The sequence below is a fragment of the Campylobacter sp. CFSAN093224 genome (assembly GCF_012897395.1).
In the GTDB taxonomy this organism is placed as follows: Bacteria; Campylobacterota; Campylobacteria; order Campylobacterales; family Campylobacteraceae; genus Campylobacter_D; species Campylobacter_D jejuni.
In genome coordinates this window covers 1,275,512-1,292,977 of the sequence record NZ_CP040607.1, presented here as the reverse complement: position 1 = coordinate 1,292,977, position 17,466 = coordinate 1,275,512, and the positions used below count along the sequence as shown (strand labels likewise).

Here is a 17,466-nt window from a genome sequence, read left to right as displayed (position 1 = left end):
AAAAATGTGTGGAATCGTAGGTTATATAGGAAATAATGAAAAAAAACAAATTATACTAAATGGACTTAAAGAATTGGAATATCGTGGCTATGATAGTGCGGGTATGGCAGTGATGCAAGAAGGAGAGCTCAGTTTTTTTAAAGCTGTAGGAAAGCTTGAAAATTTGGCGAATAAATGCACGGATTTTGAAAGGCAAGGTTATGGTTTTGCTATAGGTCATACAAGATGGGCAACTCATGGTAAGCCTACTGAAATCAACGCACATCCTCATTTAGGACAGTATTCTTGTGTGATTCACAATGGTATTATAGAAAATTATAAAGAAATCAAAGATAAACTTGAAAAAGAAGGCGTGAGTTTTTTAAGTCAAACCGATACAGAAGTTATTGTCCAGCTTTTTGAATTATATGCAAGAAATTTGGGAGTTTTTGAAGCTTGGCAAAAAACCATCAAAGAACTTCGCGGTGCTTTTGCTACTTTGTTAGTAACAAAAAAAGATCCCAATCATGTGTATTTTGCAAAAAATGCTGCTCCTTTGATTATCGGTAAAAATGCAAATAAAGAATGGTATTTTTCTTCAGGTGATGCGCCTTTGATAGGAAGTTGTGATGAGGTAATGTATCTTGAAGATTTAAGCTTGGGATACGCGAGTAAAGATGAGCTTGTCGTTTATGAAAATGATATTTTAAAATCACTTTGTTTTTCTAAGCTTTCAGGCGATAAGGCTTATGCAAAAAAAGACGGCTTTCGTTTTTTTATGGAAAAAGAAATTTATGAACAAAGTCGCGTGATGAGTGAAGTTTTAATGGGGCGTATTCAAGGCGATGAAGTCGTTTTTGATGAGCTAAACAATGAAGATTTAAGTCAAGTAGATGAAATCACGCTTTGTGCTTGTGGAACAAGCTATCATGCTGCAATGGCAAGTGCTTATTTGTTTGAAAGAATTGCTAAAGTTAAAGCTAAAGTAGAAATTGCAAGTGAATTTCGATACCGTGAAGCAATTATAAAAAAAGATTCTTTATTTATCGTTATTTCTCAAAGTGGAGAAACAGCAGACACTTTAGAGGCTTTAAAGATTGCAAAAGAGCAGGGTGCTAAGACTTTTGCAATTTGCAATGTGGATAATTCTAATATAGTGCGTTTAGCACATCTAAGTCTTTTAACTCGTGCGGGCATAGAAAAAGGAGTTGCTTCAACTAAAGCTTTTGCTACTCAGGTTTTAACACTTTGGATGCTTGCTATTTTTATGGCACAAAAAAGAAATTTAAATGTTTCTGCTGAAATTAAAGCACTTTTGCATACTCCAAATTGCGTGAGTGTAAAACAGGCTTTACATGAAAAAATTCATCGTTTATCCAAGCGTTATTTAGATGGACATGGCTTTTTCTTTATAGGTAGAGATGTGTTTTATCCTTTGGCTTTAGAAGGAGCTTTGAAACTTAAAGAATTATCTTATCTTCACGCTGAGGGTTATCCTGCAGGAGAGATGAAACATGGCCCTATTGCTTTGGCTGATTCTAAGCTTTATACTATAGCTTTAATGCCAAAGCACATGCTTTATGAAAAAACAAAATCAAATGTTGAAGAGCTTATTGCTAGGGATTCTACAGTGCTTAGCATTTCACCTTTAGAATTTGATTTAAGTGATGATTTGATAAAAACCAATGAGCAAGATCATTATATGTGTGAATTTTTTGAAATGATGGTCATTACTCAACTTTTGGCGATGGAAATTTCCATAAGACTTGGCAATGATGTGGATATGCCAAGAAATTTGGCTAAAAGCGTAACGGTAGAATAGAAATGAAAAAATTTTTTTGTTTAACTTTAGTTTGTAAACTTTTTGCTTTAAGCGAATTTGAACTTCATCATATTGATAAAGTACATAAGCTAGGGTATAGTGGAGATACTATTATAATAGGTGTAGCCGATGATGCTTTTAATCAAGATCATATTAGTTTAAAGGATAAGATTTTAAAGTCTACTTATCCTACTGATACAGCTGGGAAACAGCTTATACCTGATTTGAAAAAATCAACACACGGAAGTCATGTAGCAGGTATAGCTGTTGGAGCAAAGATAGGCGATAGCAAACCTTATGGAGTGGCTTATGGGGCAAAATTTTATGGAGCTGGGGTGTTTCCAAATGGCTCTTACACTCAAATTCCTGATATTTATAATTTTTTCAAAGATGTGAGTATTATTAATAATAGCTGGGGTATTAATTTTTATCCTTATTTTAATCTTAAGGCTTCAAATTCTGGATTAGTAGATTGTACTCAAACTAATCAAGGGACAAGCTATAATATCTGTAATACTCCTTTGGAATATGTTATGAAAGCAGATAAGGTTGCTAATGATATGATGAGGCTTAGCAAGGACAAGGGAGTATTAAATGTATTTGCTGCTGGTAATGAAGGAATTCTTAGCCCTGCTTTGCATGCGATTTTACCAAGTTATGATGAATCTTTAAGAGCTTGGTTGGCTGTTGGAGCTTTGGATGCAAATGAGATTACTTTAGAATCAGATGGGACTTTAATAATTAAAAGTCAAGGTTTGGCTGATTTTAGTAATGGTTTTAAGGGAGCTACGAATTTTTCTTTAGTTGCTGCTGGAGTAAATATTAATAATGTTGATTCAAGCACTAATGATAAGTTTACAAAAAAAAGTGGAACTTCTATGGCAGCACCTATGGTAAGTGGAACAGCGGCACTGGTCAAGCAAAATTTCCCCTTTTTGGATGGTAAGCAAATTGCTGATATACTGTTAAGTACAGCAAATAAAAATTATAAGGCTCCAAAATTTACTGTTAAACAAGTAACCGATGGAACAAATCAACCTAAATTTCTTATTGTGTATATTTCGCAAGATCCACCTAGGATAGAAGATGAAATAAAACGGGATTTAAAACAGCTTTACAATGGAATACAAGTTCAAGTTAATGGACAATGGATTGATTATAGTGATTATATTTGGGATAATAGAGATAGTGCGCAGTCACAAAAACTTAATACTTCTACTATTAGTTCTATTAATGGAGTAGTTAGAGTTGAGAAAGAAGAATTATTTGGACAAGGAATTTTAGATGCACAAAAGGCGTTAAAAGGACTGAGTATTTTAGATGCAAACAGACTCAGTGATCAGGATGTATTAAAATATGAGCAAGAACCTAATACAGCTTATTATACTATAAACACTGCAGGTTATGATGCTGAATTTTCTAATGATATTAGTCAAAGAAAATGGGATGAAAGTACTCATTTATCAAGTGCTATTAATAAACCTACACATTTAGCTAATCTTAACATAGGATTATCTAAAGAAGGTGAAGGTATTTTGATTATCAGTGGTCAAAATACTTATGAGGGTGCAACTTTAATCAAACAAGGAGAATTAAAGCTTAAAGGAAAAGTTAAAAATAATGCTTATGTAGAACAAAAAGCAATATTAAGCGGTAATGGTATTGTAGGGCAAAATTTAAACAATAAAGGCATAGTTAGACCTGGAAATGAAGATTTGAATGATTTAACCGTGCAAGGAACTTATACTCAAGAAGGAGTTGACTCTAAATTGCAACTTGATTTTGGTAATTATAAAAATTCTAAACTGATTGCAAAAACTTATGATATTAAGAGCGGGAATTTAGAATATATTCCTTTACCTAAATACTATATCTTAAATAAGCCAGTGAAAATTAATTTAGGAGATTTGGAAAAAAGTTTATCATCTTTTAATCATGTTTTGATACAAAATACCTATGCTTTAAATTTTGATTTTATTTTAAGTGATGATTTAGTGAGTATTAATAAAACCTTAATAAAACCTAATTTAAAGCCAAATGCTTACGAAATTCCTAATACAAGCTTGGGAAATGCTTTAAGACAATTGCGATCTAGGGCAGACTTGAGTCAGACTTATCAGGAATTTTTTGCTTCTTTGGATAATGGAATAGATGTAAAGACTAAATTAAATAGAATAGAAGGTTCAGGGTATTTAAGCACTTTTAGTAATCATAATCAATCTAATTTAATGCAAAATAATATGTTATTTACCCTTCATCCTCTTAATATTAATAATTTTGCACAAAACAATAATATCTTACTTGCTAGTACTTATTTACCTAGAATTTTTAGCAATGAAGAATATTTTTGGCATCTTACTCCAAGTTATAAATACTATAAAGATAAAGATTTTTCAGGTCAAAAAACAGGTGCTAATATCTCTTTAGGAGAAAATTTCTCATCAGGCTTTTTAGCTTATGCTTTATCTCTTTCTAGCGCTAAATTTAATTTTAATAATGGTAGTGATTTGAAGAGTTATAACATGGATTTATTGCTTAATTATAACCATGATTTAGATTTTATAAAAATATTAAGTGGATTAGGTATAGGTGTAGGATTTAATACTCTTAATCGTTTTGTAGTAGAGCAGCCAATTGAAGGCAAATATAAAACATTGCAAACTTCAGCCCAGCTTGGTGTAACTAAAGATATTATTTTAGGTCAAGATTTTATTTTTAATCCTTTAATGTATTTTACACATAGTTTTTTTTATCAAGAAGATTTTAAAGAAAATAAAAGTCCTTTTGCTAAAAATTATGAAAGTTTAAAACATCATAGCATAAATGCAAATTTAGGTTTTAATCTTGCTAAAAATATAGAGCAAGATGATTATCAAGCTTCTTTTTCTACTTTTGTAATTTTTGAAAAAAGAATTTATGGAAGAACTTTAGAAAATAAGGCTAGTTTTGTTGATTTTCCTATTGCTTTTATTCAAAAATATAAATTAAAAGATAATATTTTAAGTCAAGGTTTTAATTCAGAATTTTTATATAAAAACAATGTATTTTGGCAGTTTATGTTAATGAATAGATTTTCTCATAATGCCTATGAATTGCATTTAATGAGTTCAGTGGGAAAACGTTTTTGAAAGTATTTATTTTTTTAGCTTATAATAAATAAAATTTTAATCAAAGGAAAAAATTATGGAATACAGAGTTGAACATGATACCATGGGTGAAGTTAAGGTTCCAAATGACAAATATTGGGGAGCTCAAACTGAAAGAAGTTTTGAAAATTTCAAAATCGGTTGTGAGAAAATGCCAAAGGTTTTAATCTATGCTTTTGCAAATCTTAAAAAATCTTTAGCTTTGGTCAATAACAAACTTGGCAAACTTGATGATGCTAAGAAAAATGCTATAGTTCAAGCTTGCGATGAGATTATCGCAGGTAAATTTGATGATAATTTTCCACTTGCGATTTGGCAAACAGGTTCAGGCACACAAAGCAATATGAATATGAATGAAGTTATTGCAAATCGTGCCACTGAAATCATGGGCGGGGATTTTCGCAAAGAAAAGCTTGTACATCCAAATGATCATGTTAATATGAGTCAAAGTTCAAATGATACTTTTCCAACAGCTATGAGTATCGTTGCGGTTGAGCAAGTAGAGAAAAAGCTTATCCCTGCGCTTGATGAGCTTATTGCAACTTTTGAAAAAAAAGTAAAAGAATTTGATGGTATTATCAAGATAGGACGCACGCATTTACAAGATGCTACTCCACTTACTCTAGCGCAAGAATTTAGTGGATATCTTTCTATGCTTTTACATTCAAAAGAGCAAATCATCGCTTCTTTACCAACTTTAAGAGAACTTGCCATAGGAGGAACCGCAGTGGGAACAGGGCTTAATGCACATCCAGAATTAAGCCAAAAAGTAAGTGAAGAGCTAACTCAACTTATAGGTACAAAATTTATTTCAAGTCCAAATAAATTTCATGCTTTAACAAGTCATGATGCGATTAATTTTACTCATGGAGCTATGAAAGGTTTGGCTGCAAATTTAATGAAAATTGCAAATGATATAAGATGGTTAGCTTCGGGTCCAAGATGTGGTCTTGGTGAGCTTATCATTCCTGAAAATGAGCCAGGAAGTTCGATTATGCCAGGTAAGGTAAATCCTACCCAGTGTGAAGCTGTTACTATGGTTGCTGTACAAGTGATGGGAAATGATGTAGCTATCGGATTTGCAGCAAGTCAAGGAAATTTTGAACTTAATGTGTTTAAGCCTGTGATTATTTATAATTTCTTGCAAAGTCTTGATTTGTTGGCTGATTCTATGCATTCATTCAATATCCATTGTGCTGTAGGCATAGAACCAAATCGTGCAAAAATCGATCATAATCTTCATAATTCTTTAATGCTAGTTACCGCTCTAAACCCATACATAGGTTATGAAAACGCTGCTAAAGTGGCCAAAAATGCTCATAAAAAAGGTATTTCTTTAAAAGAAAGCGCAATGGAGCTTGGTTTGGTTAGTGAAGAAGATTTCAATAAATTTGTTGATCCTACTAAAATGATAGGCTCAAAAGCCTAGAACATAAAACTTGCCTTTTTTAAGGCAAGTTAAATTAAATTCTTATCTTTTAAAATCACATACATTCTTAAAGTTGATACAAAAAAAGTTAAAATCGCAGGACCTAGTATAATACCCCAAAAACCAAAGGTTGAAATTCCTGCTATCATGGCCAAGAAAATTAAAAGTTCGTTGATTTTAGTGGGAGTTTTTACAAGTTTTTTGTTGATCCATTTGATGATTAAAGGTTTGATTAAAGTATCTGCTATAAAAGAAATTACAATTACAGAATAAATAAAAATAACAAGAGCTGAGTTAAGATTGTTTGAGGCAAATTCATAAAGACTTACAGGCACATAAATTAAAGCTCCTCCTATAGCAGGTATGAGAGAACTTACAGCAAAAATTACTCCCATTAAAATTCCATCATAACCATAAAACATTGTGATTAAACCAAAAAGTGCACCTTGAAATATTGCTACAATTACCATAGAGTAAAGCACAACAGCCATAACATTACCCACTTCGCTTAAAACATCATCGAGTTCTTTTTTATCAATAGGAATGATGGATTTAAGATAGATAACAAGTTCTGTTCCATATAGATTTGCAAAGAAATAAAATACGCAAATTAAAACCATATCTATAAGAAATTTAGCTCCTGATTTTGTAAAACTTGAAGCATAACTTAGAATTTGTTTAGAAATGCTATTTAAATCTATAGAAGCTAAAAATTCTTTGATTTTAGGTTCTAAAAAATTAAAGCTTTCAGGCAAGGTAAATTGATAATTTTTGACATAATCAAGTGTTTGTGTAACTAAATTAATATCAAAATTCTTTAAAGCTTTGGCAAGTTCTATCATAGCATAAACAAAAGGTGCAAAGAAAAGCAAAACCATACAAGTTGTTGTAAGAATGGAAGCTAAAAATTTATGCCCTTTAGTAAGATTTAAAAATTTCGCATTGATGTTTGAGGTAGCTACCGCCATTAAACTAGCTATGATAATTACAAGTAAAAAACCTTTAAAAAGGTAAAGTAAAAGAAATAAAATGACTAAAATAAAGCTTATAAGAAAGAATTTTCCATTTTGCAAAATTTACTCCTCAAATAAAGTTTTTTCATAGTTTAGTTTTAAAGCACTATAACTTTTTGCACTTGCTATACGCCCTTTTGCAGTGCGTTCTATATAGCCATTAGCTAATAAATAAGGCTCGATTACATCTTCTATGGTATTTTCATCTTCACTTAAAGCCGCAGCAATACTTGCAAGTCCGATAGGTTTTTGTTTGGCAGCGGTTAAAAGTTCAAGATATCTTAAATCCATCGCATCAAAACCAAGCTCATTAACTCCTAAAGAATTTAAGGCCTCATTAGCTCTTTTTTCTGTGATAATCTCTTCATCATTAACATCGGCAAAATCTCTAACTCTTTTTAAAAGCCTTAGAGCTATTCTAGGAGTTGAACGACTTCTTTTAGCGATCTCAAGTGCGGCTTTTTCTTCGCAAGTTTTATTAAGTTTTAAAGCTGCTTTTTGCAAGATTAGGGCAAGTTCGCTATCTTTGTAAAATTCTAATCTAAATTGCATACCAAAACGATCACGTAAAGGATTGCTAAGCATACCTGCACGCGTTGTAGCCCCTATAAGAGTAAATTTTGGTAAATCGATTTTTATGGTTTGAGCAGCTGGACCACTACCTATGATAATATCAAGGCGGTAATCCTCCATTGCAGGGTAAAGCACTTCTTCGATAGTAGGACTTAAGCGATGAATTTCATCGATAAAAAGTATATCTCCTTCGCTAAGATTGGTTAAAATAGCGGCTAAATCTCCGCTTTTTTCTATCATAGGAGCGGCGGTTGTTTTGATATTTGCACCCATTTCATAGGAGATGATATTAGCTAGTGTTGTTTTTCCAAGTCCTGCAGGACCACTAAAAAGTATATGATCTAAACATTCATTGCGTTTTTTGGCTGCAGCTATAAAGATATTTAAATTTTTTTTAATGCTTTCTTGACCTATATAACCATCAAAATTTGAAGGACGCAACGAAGTTTCGTAAGTTTCATCAAAGGAGTATTTTTCTATTTCTACTATTCTATCCATATCTTTGCTTATATTTTGGAAAAATTAAAATAAGATTTTAGCTAAAATTTGCTAGAATTTACATTAAACTTTAATGATTATGGTTTAAAAATGGGAATTTTAACAAAATTAGAATTAGATTATGAAATTGACGATATAGAAAAATTTTTACAATTTTTTAGAACCATGTGCGATAGGTTTGAACCTTTAATCATCAAGCTTGGAAGCGATAGCGTGCGTTATAAAGAAGCCATAAAAGAGCTTGAAACTTTAGCACACAATACCGCTTGGGCAGCAAGACGCTTAAATCTTGAAGAAGTGACTGATTTTTGTGTATTTTGTGAAGAGATGATGGCGCAAGCAAATCGCTTTAATGGGCCTGCTAGTGATGAATTTACGGATTGGATGCTTTTGATGAGTGATCAGTTTGAAAAATATTGTCGTTCATATGAAAATGATGATTCTGTTTTAGCGGTTTTTAATCCTTTAATTGTTAATGTTCCAAATATTATTTCTAAATAAGGGAGCGACTTGGCTTCGACAGGAGTAAGTCTGCTTAGATGGCATGTCGCTTTGGGCAAAGCGTAAAAAGCCCAAATAAAATTAAACGCAAACAACGTTAAATTCGCTCCTGCTTACGCTAAAGCTGCGTAAGTTCAGTTGAGCCTGAAATTTAAGTCATACTATCTAGCTTAATTTTCGGTCATCTTTGATAGTGTAGCCTTGCGTTTGACAAGCGTTGAGGTGAAATAAAGTCTTAGCCTTGCTTTTGAGTTTTGGAAGATGAGCGAAGTAGGGTGAAGTAGTCATCTTTGCTAAGCATGTAGAGGTCTTTGTGGGATTATTTTTGGACAGGGGTTCGATTCCCCTCGCTTCCACCATCACGCTAATTTTAAGTAAATCATAAGTTTATTTCAAATTTTTAGAATTTTTTATATGAAGTTAAGAACGATTTATTACCCTTAAAACTTTGATATATTAGGTTTTATAATTTTTCATTAAAAATTTATAGTTTTATTTTTAAGCTTATTTTTAGGGGATATAATTATTCCTTCAGTTTAAATTTATTGAAGGAGAAACTTATGAAAAAAAATGCTTCGAGCAAGATATTGCTAAGCTTAGGTGTAGCAACTTTGCTTTATTCGAGTGCTTTTGCTGAAGAAATCAATCTTACACAATCTTCAGATGTGGGAAATTATTTTGAAGAAAATGGTAAGGATATCAATCTTAAAAATCCTAATAAGTACAAAGGGCAAGATTTAAGTATCAAAATGGGTGTTTGGGATTTACCAAGCGATGATTATGATAGCGCTGATTATCGATTTAACATTGATATCGGTAAAGACAATACTTTAAGCTTTACACATAACAATAAAGAAAATCCTGCTTATGTAACAAATCTAAACGCTACTGCTAAAGAGGTTAAAACAACAGATATAGTTTTACAAGCTTTTGCACCTTCGGTGATTAATGGAAATTTAACTATGATTAGCTCAGGAGGTGAAGCCATTACTGAGGATGAAAAAAAGGCTCAGGTATAATTCTTTATAATGGAGCAGTTGAAGGAAAAAGTGCTAATGGTAGCTTAACTATAAATGGAAATTTTACCGCCGATAAAACCCTTTTTGCTACTTATGGAAATTTTGTTAAGGTAAATGGAACTGCAAATCTTGCAAATTCAAATTTTGGACTTATCAAACGCTCTTATACAGACTTAGAAGCAAATAATGTAGTAATGGTTCAAGCTAAAGATTTTAACAAAGATATCTTAGAAGAAAAATCAAATAATAACGCGGGTGCATTACTTTTAAAATTCGCAAGTGATTATATCTCAACCGATGTTCAAGGTAAAGATCCTTTGGAAGCAGGAACTATAATAGATATTAGCGATGAAGATAAATACGGCGATGGAGAAAAAGGCTTAGTAGATTATAAACTTAGCGTTCAAAACTGCGGTGGCAATAAATGCTTAGTGATCAATGGAGGTGCTACTGCAGCGGCTAAAGATAAGCTAGTTCAACTTCAAGTAGATATAGATACTATCGATAAATTGCTTAAAAATGAATTTGATTCCGATCAAGATGAAGAATGGGCAAAAGCCAAAGAAGCTCTTGAAAAACAAAAAACTGAACTTCAAACAATGTTAGAAGAAGCTGAGAAAAACGGCGGTAAAATCGATGATGAAAAATACATTGATTTAGTAAATAAAAATTCAAATTGAAATCTTAACTCTAATGATAAAGCTTCTATCCTAGCACTTCGTTCTATCACAGAACAATTAGGAAGTATAGGAGCAGATTTAGCAAGTAGAGAAGGTGTAAAACTAGCTTTAGATATCAAAAAAGATACAGACAATACAGGTAAATCTGTATCTAATCTAAATTCAGCTTCTAGTGCAGTAAATACCACTATGAATATTTCTAATGATGTTTCTATAGGTTCTCGTGTAGCAATGCTAAACAATCCTTTTGGAACTTATGCTTCTAAAATGAATGGCCTTAAATTTGCTGCTTTAGATAGCGATATGAGACCAAGCTATGTAAATGAATATACCAATAGTGTTTGGGCTAATGCTTTTGGTGGTGCTAACATTATCGATGGAGATAGTGGTGCAATGTATGGTGCTACTATAGGTGTAGATAAACAAGCTAATGATGATGTTTTATGGGGTGTTTATTTTACTTATGCAAATGCTAAAATCAAAGACAATAATCTAGAACAAAAAAGTGATAACTTCCAATTAGGCATGTATTCTACTATCAATATAGCTCCACAATGGGAACTTAATCTTAAAGCTTATGCTCAAGTTTCTCCAACTAAACAAGACAATGTTCAAATAGATGGTGCATATAACTCAGATTATACAAGTAAATTCTTAGGACTTAGTGCTAATGCAGGTCGTGTGTTTGACTTTAGTGATAATACTTTATTTATTAAACCTTTTGCGGGAGTAAATTATTATTTTAGTTATACTCCATCTCATACAGAAAATGGTGCTATTGCTAAAGATATTGATTCTATGAAAAACAATTCTGTAAGTATTGAAGTGGGTGCTGAATTTAGAAAATATATGAATGAAAACTCTTATATTTTTGTAACTCCAAAAATAGAACAATTTGTTATCAATAGTAGTGATGATTACACAGCTAACCTAGCTGTAAATAATGCTTTCTTTACTAGTATTGAAGCTAACAACAAGAAAAAAACATACGGACAAATTATCGTAGGGGGTAATGTAGATTTTACAAATCAACTCAGTATGAATCTTGGCTTTGGTGCTAAACAAATACTAGCAGGTAAAGTAGATAATAAAAATGAAACTTACTTAAGTGGTCAAGTAGGACTTAAGTATAAATTTTAATCTTAAAAATCATTTCTAAATCTTTTTATAGTTTAGAAATAATTGTTTATTTCTATGGGAAATCTCCTAGGGCTTTATTTTAAAGCCCTTTTTTATAACAAACAAGTAAATAAGTCTTTAGAGTAAAAAACCCTAAAAACTTTTAGTTTTCTTTGAAAAGTTTGGAAGCTAAGTGCGTTGCACGACTTTGATCTGTATCTTTTTTAAGTGTTTTATAAATTTTACTTACATATTCTTCTAAGGTTTGTTGAGAATCTATGATTTTTTCAGAAGAAGGAATTTTTTCATATTCTCCATTATTTTTAAGCTTATAAGCTAAAACATTATCACTAAGTTGCAAGCGTAAAAATTGAGCTAATTTAGCTTTGCTTCTTTCATCATATATAGGAGTCATAAGTTCTAAACGGCGTTCTAAATTTCTTGGCATCCAATCTGCACTCGATATAAAATAATTTGGCTCACTATGTTTAAAATAAAATACTCTAGCATGTTCTAAGTATTTTCCTATGATGCTTCTAATGCGTATGTTTTTGCTGTATTCTTCATCAGGTTTTAAGCAACAAATTCCGCGTATGATAAGATCGATTTGCACTCCTTCCATACTTGCTTCATAAAGCGCTTGTATGATATCACTATCCACAAGAGAATTCATTTTAGCTACAATCACACCTTCATTTTTCTTGCTTGTTTCAATGCGTATCATTTCTAAAACTTTTTCTTTGATTTGATTTGGGCTCATTGAAAGAGTTTGAAGGCGACGATTTTTACTAAAGCCCGATAAGATGTGGAAAAAGCTTGTCGTATCTCTTGCAAATTCTGCTTTGCTTGTAAAATAACTCACATCAGTATAGATTTTAGCACTGCTTGCATTATAATTTCCTGTGCTTAAATGCATATAAAATTTAAGTTTATCTCCTTGTTTGCGTATGACTTGAGAAACCTTAGCGTGGACTTTAAAACCTGTAATGCCATAAATAACATGAGCTCCGGCATTTTCTAAAGCTTTCGCCCAATGAAGATTATTTTCTTCATCAAAGCGTGCTTTTAATTCTACCATCACAGTTACTTGTTTTCCATCACTTGCAGCATCAATTAAAGCTTGAACTATATTGGAATTTTTTTCCACTCTATAAAGTGTCATTCTTATGGAAATTACTTCAGGATCTTTGCTTGCTTCTTTGATAAATTTATAAACTGGATCAAAACTTTCAAAAGGTTGTATGATGAGTATATCTTCTTTTTCTACAGCATCAAAAATAGATAAATTCTCATCAAAAGGTGGTAAAGTTTTAGGCGTGTAAAGTGGGCTTAAAAGATGCGTAAAGGTTTTATTTCCTGCGATTTGCCAAAGGCTAGGGAGATTGAGTAAAATAGAATATTCATAAACATCTTTATGAAAAATTTTCATGTGAGTATTAAGAAATTCTACGATTTGCTCATCTGCATCTTTTTGAATTTGCAATCTTACAAAAGCTCCTTTTCTGCGAAGTTTTAAGCCTTGTTCTAAAATCATCATAAAATCATCAGCTTCTTCCTCTTCTATTACCATATCTGCATTTCTAGTCACTCTAAATGCTGCTGAAGCTAAGAGTTTATAGCCTGGAAAAATTTCTTCTGCGTGTTGATGGACTATACTTTCTATAGGAACATAAATATTTGCACTTACTTCATAAAAACGAGGTAAAACTCTTGGAATTCTAATCATTCCAAATTTTACAAGTTCAGGATGCGCTTTATCGCAAATTTTAACCGCTAGTGAAAAAGATAAGTTGTTTAAATGCGGAAAAGGGTGAGTAGCATCAACAGCTATTGGAACAATAACAGGAAAAATATTGGAGAAAAAATACTCATCACATTTTTGTTTTAAATTTTCATCTAAATTCTCATAATGTTTTATGAAAAGATTTTCTTTTTCTAGTTCACTTGTGATTTCATTAAAATAACGCTCCAAAAGTTCTTTTTCTTGGTGTAAGTATTTGCGTATGGCTTTTAATTGTTGTAACGGGGTCATTTCATCGTTACTGCTTGCATTAACTCCAGCTGAAAAAAGTTGTTTTAAGCCTGCGACGCGTATCATATAAAATTCATCTAAATTAGTGCAATATATAGCTATAAATTTTAATTTTTCTAACAAGGGTAAATTTTTAGAACATTGGTCTAAAACACGAGAATTAAAGCGAAGCCAAGAAAGTTCGCGATTGATAAACATATCAGGACTTGTTTGCATTAATTTTTCCTTTTTTAGTTGTATTTTATCATTTATTTTGAAATTATTGAATAAAAGTTTTAAATTTTTTAGGTTAATTAAGAGTAAATATATCTTTAAAATTATATTAAATTCATCTATGTTAGAATCACAAAATTTATTTCTGGGAAATTCTGTGACATTGTTGTTTCATTGAAGATTTTAAGAAATGATAATTTTAAGGAGGAAAATTTTGAAGAAAACTTCGAATCTTTTTACTATTTTTCTTGTTTTGCTTTTTGTTTTCTTTGCGGTTGGGTTTTATACTTTTTATAACGCTAAGGGCACATCTTATTTAAGCAATGCAAGTGAATCTTGTAATAACTGCCATATTATGAATGAAGTTTATAACGAATACATGGCAGGACCACACTCTCAAAAAGTCAAAGGCGAACCAAGAGCAACTTGTGTGGATTGTCATTTGCCACATAATTTTGTAGCTAAGTGGATAGCTAAAGCGCAAAGTGGTTTAGGACATGCTTATGCTTTTACTTTTAAACTTGATGAGTTGCCTACAAATTTGAGTGCGACTGAAAAAAGCAGAAAAATGGTGCAAGAAAACTGCATACGCTGTCATGCAGATTTTGCTCAAACAGCTATCAATGCTACAACAAATCCACATGCAGACAAGTCATTAAATTGTGCTTCTTGTCATAAAGATGTTGGACATAAACACGGAATTTAATAAGGAGAAGATGAATGAAAAAAAATATTTTACGCTTAGGTATTGTCGTTTTGGTTTTACTTATAGCGGGAGTTTTATGGCTAAATAATGATATCAATCAAAAAAAAGAAGATGAAGCAAATAAAAATGCCATTGCAGCAAATGCTGATTTTTCTTTGCTTAGCGATGATGATCCAAATTTTGAAAAATGGGGTAAGGTTTTTCCAGAGCAACTAAAAATGTATTTAACGGTTGAAAAAGAAGAGCCTAAGACTACTGAATTTGGTGGTAATTTAGCTTATTCAAAATTAATTCGCTTTCCTCAATTAACCATACTTTGGGCAGGATATCCTTTTAGTCTTGATTTCAATGAAGAAAGAGGGCATTTTTGGGTTCAAGTAGATCAAATGAAAACAGCAAGAAACAACAAAGATTTTCTTAATGCCCATGGACTTGCTGCTTTTAAAGGTCAACCTGCAGCTTGTATGAATTGTCATAGTGGATGGACTCCATGGCTTATAAAAAATGTTGCTAAAGGAGATTTTACTGCTTTTAACTCTACAAATTATTGGACTATGATTAAAAATATCCCAGCTGTTGATAGTATAGTAGAAAATTCACCTGAACATGCAGGCCCACATGGTGGTAAAAGAATGGGTGTAACTTGTGCAGATTGTCACAATCCAAATGATATGAGTTTAAGACTTACTCGTCCAGCAGCTATTAATGCTTTAGTTTCTAGAGGATATGAAAAAGATCCAGTACAAGGCGTAAAAGCTACAAGAGAAGAAATGAGAACTTTAGTTTGCTCTCAATGTCATGTTGAATACTATTTTAAACCAACAGGGGAAAAAGTAAAAGTAATGGGTGAAACTATTGTAGATGATAGTTCTAAAAAATGGTGGAATGGAACTCAGAAAAATTATGATGAGTATGAGTTTTGGAGAGATGGCAATAAAGCTAAAGAGATTGAAACCGATGGTATAGTTTTAACTTTTCCTTGGAGTGAGTGGAAAAAAGGACAACCATTTAGAATTGAAATGCTAGATGATTATTATGATAAAGTTCGTGGAGTATTTGGAGCTGATTTTACTCATAAATTAACAGGAGCGCAAATTATTAAAATTCAACATCCAGAAAGTGAACTTTATAGTGGCGGTGTGCATGCTGCAAATGGAGTAAGTTGCGTGGATTGTCATATGCCTTATGTTAGAGAAGGAGCTAAAAAGGTTACTCAACACAATATCACTTCTCCTTTAAGAGATATTAACTCTGCTTGTAAGTCTTGTCATAAACAAAGTGAAGATTATTTAAAAGCTCAAGTGCTTGACATACAAAACAGCGTTGCACATGATCAAAGAACTGCAGAGTATGCAATTGTTAGTTTGATTATGAATACTAAAAAATTACGCGATGAACTAGGCAATATGGAAAAATTCCAAAGCGATGGAAAAGCTGATGCGAAAAAAATTAGCGAAGAGCTAAAAGAAGTTTTAGAACTTCATCGTAAAGCTCAAATGAGAGCAGATTTTGTTAATGCTGAAAACTCAACTGGTTTTCATAATCCTCGCGAAGCTTCAAGAATGTTATTGCAAGCTGTTGATATGGCAAGAATGGGACAAACTAAACTTGTAGAAATTGCAGCGGCAAATGGAATTAAAGATTTTAAAACTTCAAATTTAGGTTTTGAAGATATTCAAAAATTTAATCCAGGAGAGCTTTATTATAAAGTAGATGTTAATAATCATAAAGCTGGAGAGCGTTACTATGCAGATGAAAAAGATGTTAATGGCAATCCTCCAAAAGAACTTTTAGAGCATGATAAAGAGCTTGCTCCTTATAATTATCAAGTGATTGATAAAAAATAATTCTTAAGCCCTATAATCATAGGGCTTTTTCTTTTCTTTGTTTTAAAAAATATAAACTTTTTATTTAAAATTCACTTTTGCTTCACTTTGTTTTGTCAAAATATAACAAATTTTGATAATCAAAAAGGAGTTAAAATGATCAATAAAAATAAATTGTTTAGACAGGTTCATATCTATCTTAGTTTGTTCTTTTTGCCTTGTGCTTTGCTTTTTGCTTTAACAGGTATAGCGTATATTTTTGGTATTAATCAAGATGTGGGCTTAAAAGTTGAGCAGTATCAATTGTCAAAAGTTATAGAAAGTGGTAAAGAAAGAGAAGCTTTAATAGAGTATTTAAAAACAAATGGTTTAAAAGTACCATCTAATACAAATATAATTAAAAGTAAAGATAAAGGTATAACAATAGGTGGAACTCATTATAGTGCTAATATAACTCAAAATTCTACTAATGAATACAATATTACCTTAAAAACAAGATCTTTACTTGGAGATATGATTATGCTTCATAAAGATAAGGGTGCTTGGTATTTTTCTGTGCTTAGCGTAGGTTTTGGTATTACTTTATTTATGCTTTATATTTCAGGGCTTATGATTACTTTGTTTGCAAATAAAAAAGATAGAAGTAAACAATTTGCAGTTCTTGGAGTAGGGGTTGTTGTAACTTTGCTTTTGGCTTATCTTAGCCTTTGATTTTTCCTAGCTTTTTAAGCTAGGTATTATTTATTTTTTTGTATAATCATACTTTACTTTATTGGACAGATGGGTGAGTGGCTGAAACCACACCCCTGCTAAGGGTGCAGATCTTAACGGGTCTCGAGGGTTCAAATCCCTCTCTGTCCGCCACTAAAACTTTCTTGAAAATCCTAAGTATTTTATTGAGTATCGAAGC

13 protein-coding genes, 1 tRNA gene and 1 other RNA gene are annotated in these 17,466 nt (G+C 31.8%); 12 read left to right on the top strand and 3 right to left on the bottom strand.

The annotated features are described in order from the left end of the window. Positions 1 to 4 precede the first annotated feature (4 nt). Genes glmS through fumC form a run of 3 tightly spaced genes read left to right on the top strand, consistent with a single transcriptional unit; the run spans position 5 to position 6,376 of the window. The gene (glmS, locus tag FBF11_RS06610; RefSeq protein ID WP_057042283.1) at positions 5 to 1,801 is read left to right on the top strand and encodes a glutamine--fructose-6-phosphate transaminase (isomerizing); all 1,797 of its coding nucleotides are present in this window, start codon (positions 5 to 7) and stop codon (positions 1,799 to 1,801) included. 2 nt (positions 1,802 to 1,803) lie between these two features. Then, positions 1,804 to 4,929, top strand: coding sequence for a S8 family serine peptidase (locus tag FBF11_RS06605; protein ID WP_057042282.1), 3,126 nt, complete (start codon positions 1,804 to 1,806; stop codon positions 4,927 to 4,929). Between the two features lie 55 nt (positions 4,930 to 4,984). Continuing rightward, positions 4,985 to 6,376 (top strand): class II fumarate hydratase, encoded by a 1,392-nt coding sequence (gene fumC, locus FBF11_RS06600; RefSeq protein WP_002874443.1) that lies wholly within the window; start codon positions 4,985 to 4,987, stop codon positions 6,374 to 6,376. 29 nt (positions 6,377 to 6,405) lie between these two features. Here the strand turns inward: fumC and FBF11_RS06595 are convergent, their stop codons facing one another. Both FBF11_RS06595 and ruvB read right to left on the bottom strand, forming a co-directional pair. Next, a complete protein-coding gene (locus FBF11_RS06595; protein WP_002862038.1) occupies positions 6,406 to 7,449 on the bottom strand; it encodes an AI-2E family transporter in 1,044 nt (347 codons plus the stop codon). Positions 7,450 to 7,452: 3 nt separating this feature from the next. Then, complete coding sequence (ruvB, locus tag FBF11_RS06590) at positions 7,453 to 8,460, bottom strand: Holliday junction branch migration DNA helicase RuvB (protein WP_057096971.1); 1,008 nt, start codon at positions 8,458 to 8,460, stop codon at positions 7,453 to 7,455. 90 nt (positions 8,461 to 8,550) lie between these two features. Between ruvB and FBF11_RS06585 the strand changes: the two genes are divergently transcribed. The 5 genes from FBF11_RS06585 to FBF11_RS08600 all read left to right on the top strand — a co-directional run bounded on the left by FBF11_RS06585 (position 8,551) and on the right by FBF11_RS08600 (position 11,800). Then, entirely contained in the window at positions 8,551 to 8,961 is a 411-nt protein-coding gene (locus tag FBF11_RS06585; protein ID WP_002783915.1) for a hypothetical protein, read from the top strand. After that, positions 8,962 to 9,320, top strand: a transfer-messenger RNA (tmRNA) gene (gene ssrA, locus FBF11_RS06580). A 201-nt stretch (positions 9,321 to 9,521) separates the two neighbouring features. Then, positions 9,522 to 9,980, top strand: a complete 459-nt coding sequence (locus FBF11_RS08610) for a C4-dicarboxylate ABC transporter (protein WP_237957656.1) — start codon at positions 9,522 to 9,524, stop codon at positions 9,978 to 9,980. 194 nt (positions 9,981 to 10,174) lie between these two features. Next, the gene (locus FBF11_RS08605) at positions 10,175 to 10,660 is read left to right on the top strand and encodes a hypothetical protein (RefSeq protein WP_269468758.1); all 486 of its coding nucleotides are present in this window, start codon (positions 10,175 to 10,177) and stop codon (positions 10,658 to 10,660) included. A gap of 189 nt (positions 10,661 to 10,849) precedes the next feature. Beyond that, entirely contained in the window at positions 10,850 to 11,800 is a 951-nt protein-coding gene (locus tag FBF11_RS08600) for an autotransporter outer membrane beta-barrel domain-containing protein (protein WP_052799484.1), read from the top strand. 142 nt (positions 11,801 to 11,942) lie between these two features. Here FBF11_RS08600 and FBF11_RS06570 read toward each other — a convergent pair whose 3' ends face one another. Then, a complete protein-coding gene (locus tag FBF11_RS06570; RefSeq protein WP_257070075.1) occupies positions 11,943 to 14,051 on the bottom strand; it encodes an RNA degradosome polyphosphate kinase in 2,109 nt (702 codons plus the stop codon). A gap of 163 nt (positions 14,052 to 14,214) precedes the next feature. Here FBF11_RS06570 and nrfH point away from each other — a divergent pair, with 163 nt between their 5' ends. The 4 genes from nrfH (at position 14,215) to FBF11_RS06550 (ending at position 17,420) form a co-directional block, all read left to right on the top strand. Next, positions 14,215 to 14,730, top strand: a complete 516-nt coding sequence (gene nrfH / locus FBF11_RS06565; protein WP_010891930.1) for a cytochrome c nitrite reductase small subunit — start codon at positions 14,215 to 14,217, stop codon at positions 14,728 to 14,730. A gap of 14 nt (positions 14,731 to 14,744) precedes the next feature. Next, positions 14,745 to 16,577, top strand: coding sequence for an ammonia-forming cytochrome c nitrite reductase subunit c552 (locus FBF11_RS06560; protein ID WP_057096973.1), 1,833 nt, complete (start codon positions 14,745 to 14,747; stop codon positions 16,575 to 16,577). Between the two features lie 135 nt (positions 16,578 to 16,712). Then, positions 16,713 to 17,267: a membrane protein gene (locus FBF11_RS06555; RefSeq protein ID WP_002855904.1), complete on the top strand. Its 555-nt coding sequence runs from the start codon at positions 16,713 to 16,715 to the stop codon at positions 17,265 to 17,267. Positions 17,268 to 17,330: 63 nt separating this feature from the next. Beyond that, a tRNA-Ser gene (locus FBF11_RS06550) sits at positions 17,331 to 17,420 on the top strand. The last annotated feature ends 46 nt before the right edge of the window (positions 17,421 to 17,466 follow it).

What these genes read in the sequence shown, in the direction of transcription:
- FBF11_RS08610 (WP_237957656.1), top strand. Translation starts at nt 9,522, where the DNA reads ATGAAAAAAAATGCTTCGAGCAAGATATTGCTAAGCTTAGGTGTAGCA.
- FBF11_RS08605 (WP_269468758.1), top strand. Translation starts at nt 10,175, where the DNA reads ATGGTTCAAGCTAAAGATTTTAACAAAGATATCTTAGAAGAAAAATCA.
- fumC (WP_002874443.1), top strand. Translation starts at nt 4,985, where the DNA reads ATGGAATACAGAGTTGAACATGATACCATGGGTGAAGTTAAGGTTCCA.
- ruvB (WP_057096971.1), bottom strand. Translation starts at nt 8,460, where the DNA reads ATGGATAGAATAGTAGAAATAGAAAAATACTCCTTTGATGAAACTTAC.
- nrfH (WP_010891930.1), top strand. Translation starts at nt 14,215, where the DNA reads ATGATAATTTTAAGGAGGAAAATTTTGAAGAAAACTTCGAATCTTTTT.
- FBF11_RS06605 (WP_057042282.1), top strand. Translation starts at nt 1,804, where the DNA reads ATGAAAAAATTTTTTTGTTTAACTTTAGTTTGTAAACTTTTTGCTTTA.
- FBF11_RS06555 (WP_002855904.1), top strand. Translation starts at nt 16,713, where the DNA reads ATGATCAATAAAAATAAATTGTTTAGACAGGTTCATATCTATCTTAGT.
- FBF11_RS06560 (WP_057096973.1), top strand. Translation starts at nt 14,745, where the DNA reads ATGAAAAAAAATATTTTACGCTTAGGTATTGTCGTTTTGGTTTTACTT.
- FBF11_RS08600 (WP_052799484.1), top strand. Translation starts at nt 10,850, where the DNA reads ATGAATATTTCTAATGATGTTTCTATAGGTTCTCGTGTAGCAATGCTA.
- FBF11_RS06585 (WP_002783915.1), top strand. Translation starts at nt 8,551, where the DNA reads ATGGGAATTTTAACAAAATTAGAATTAGATTATGAAATTGACGATATA.
- glmS (WP_057042283.1), top strand. Translation starts at nt 5, where the DNA reads ATGTGTGGAATCGTAGGTTATATAGGAAATAATGAAAAAAAACAAATT.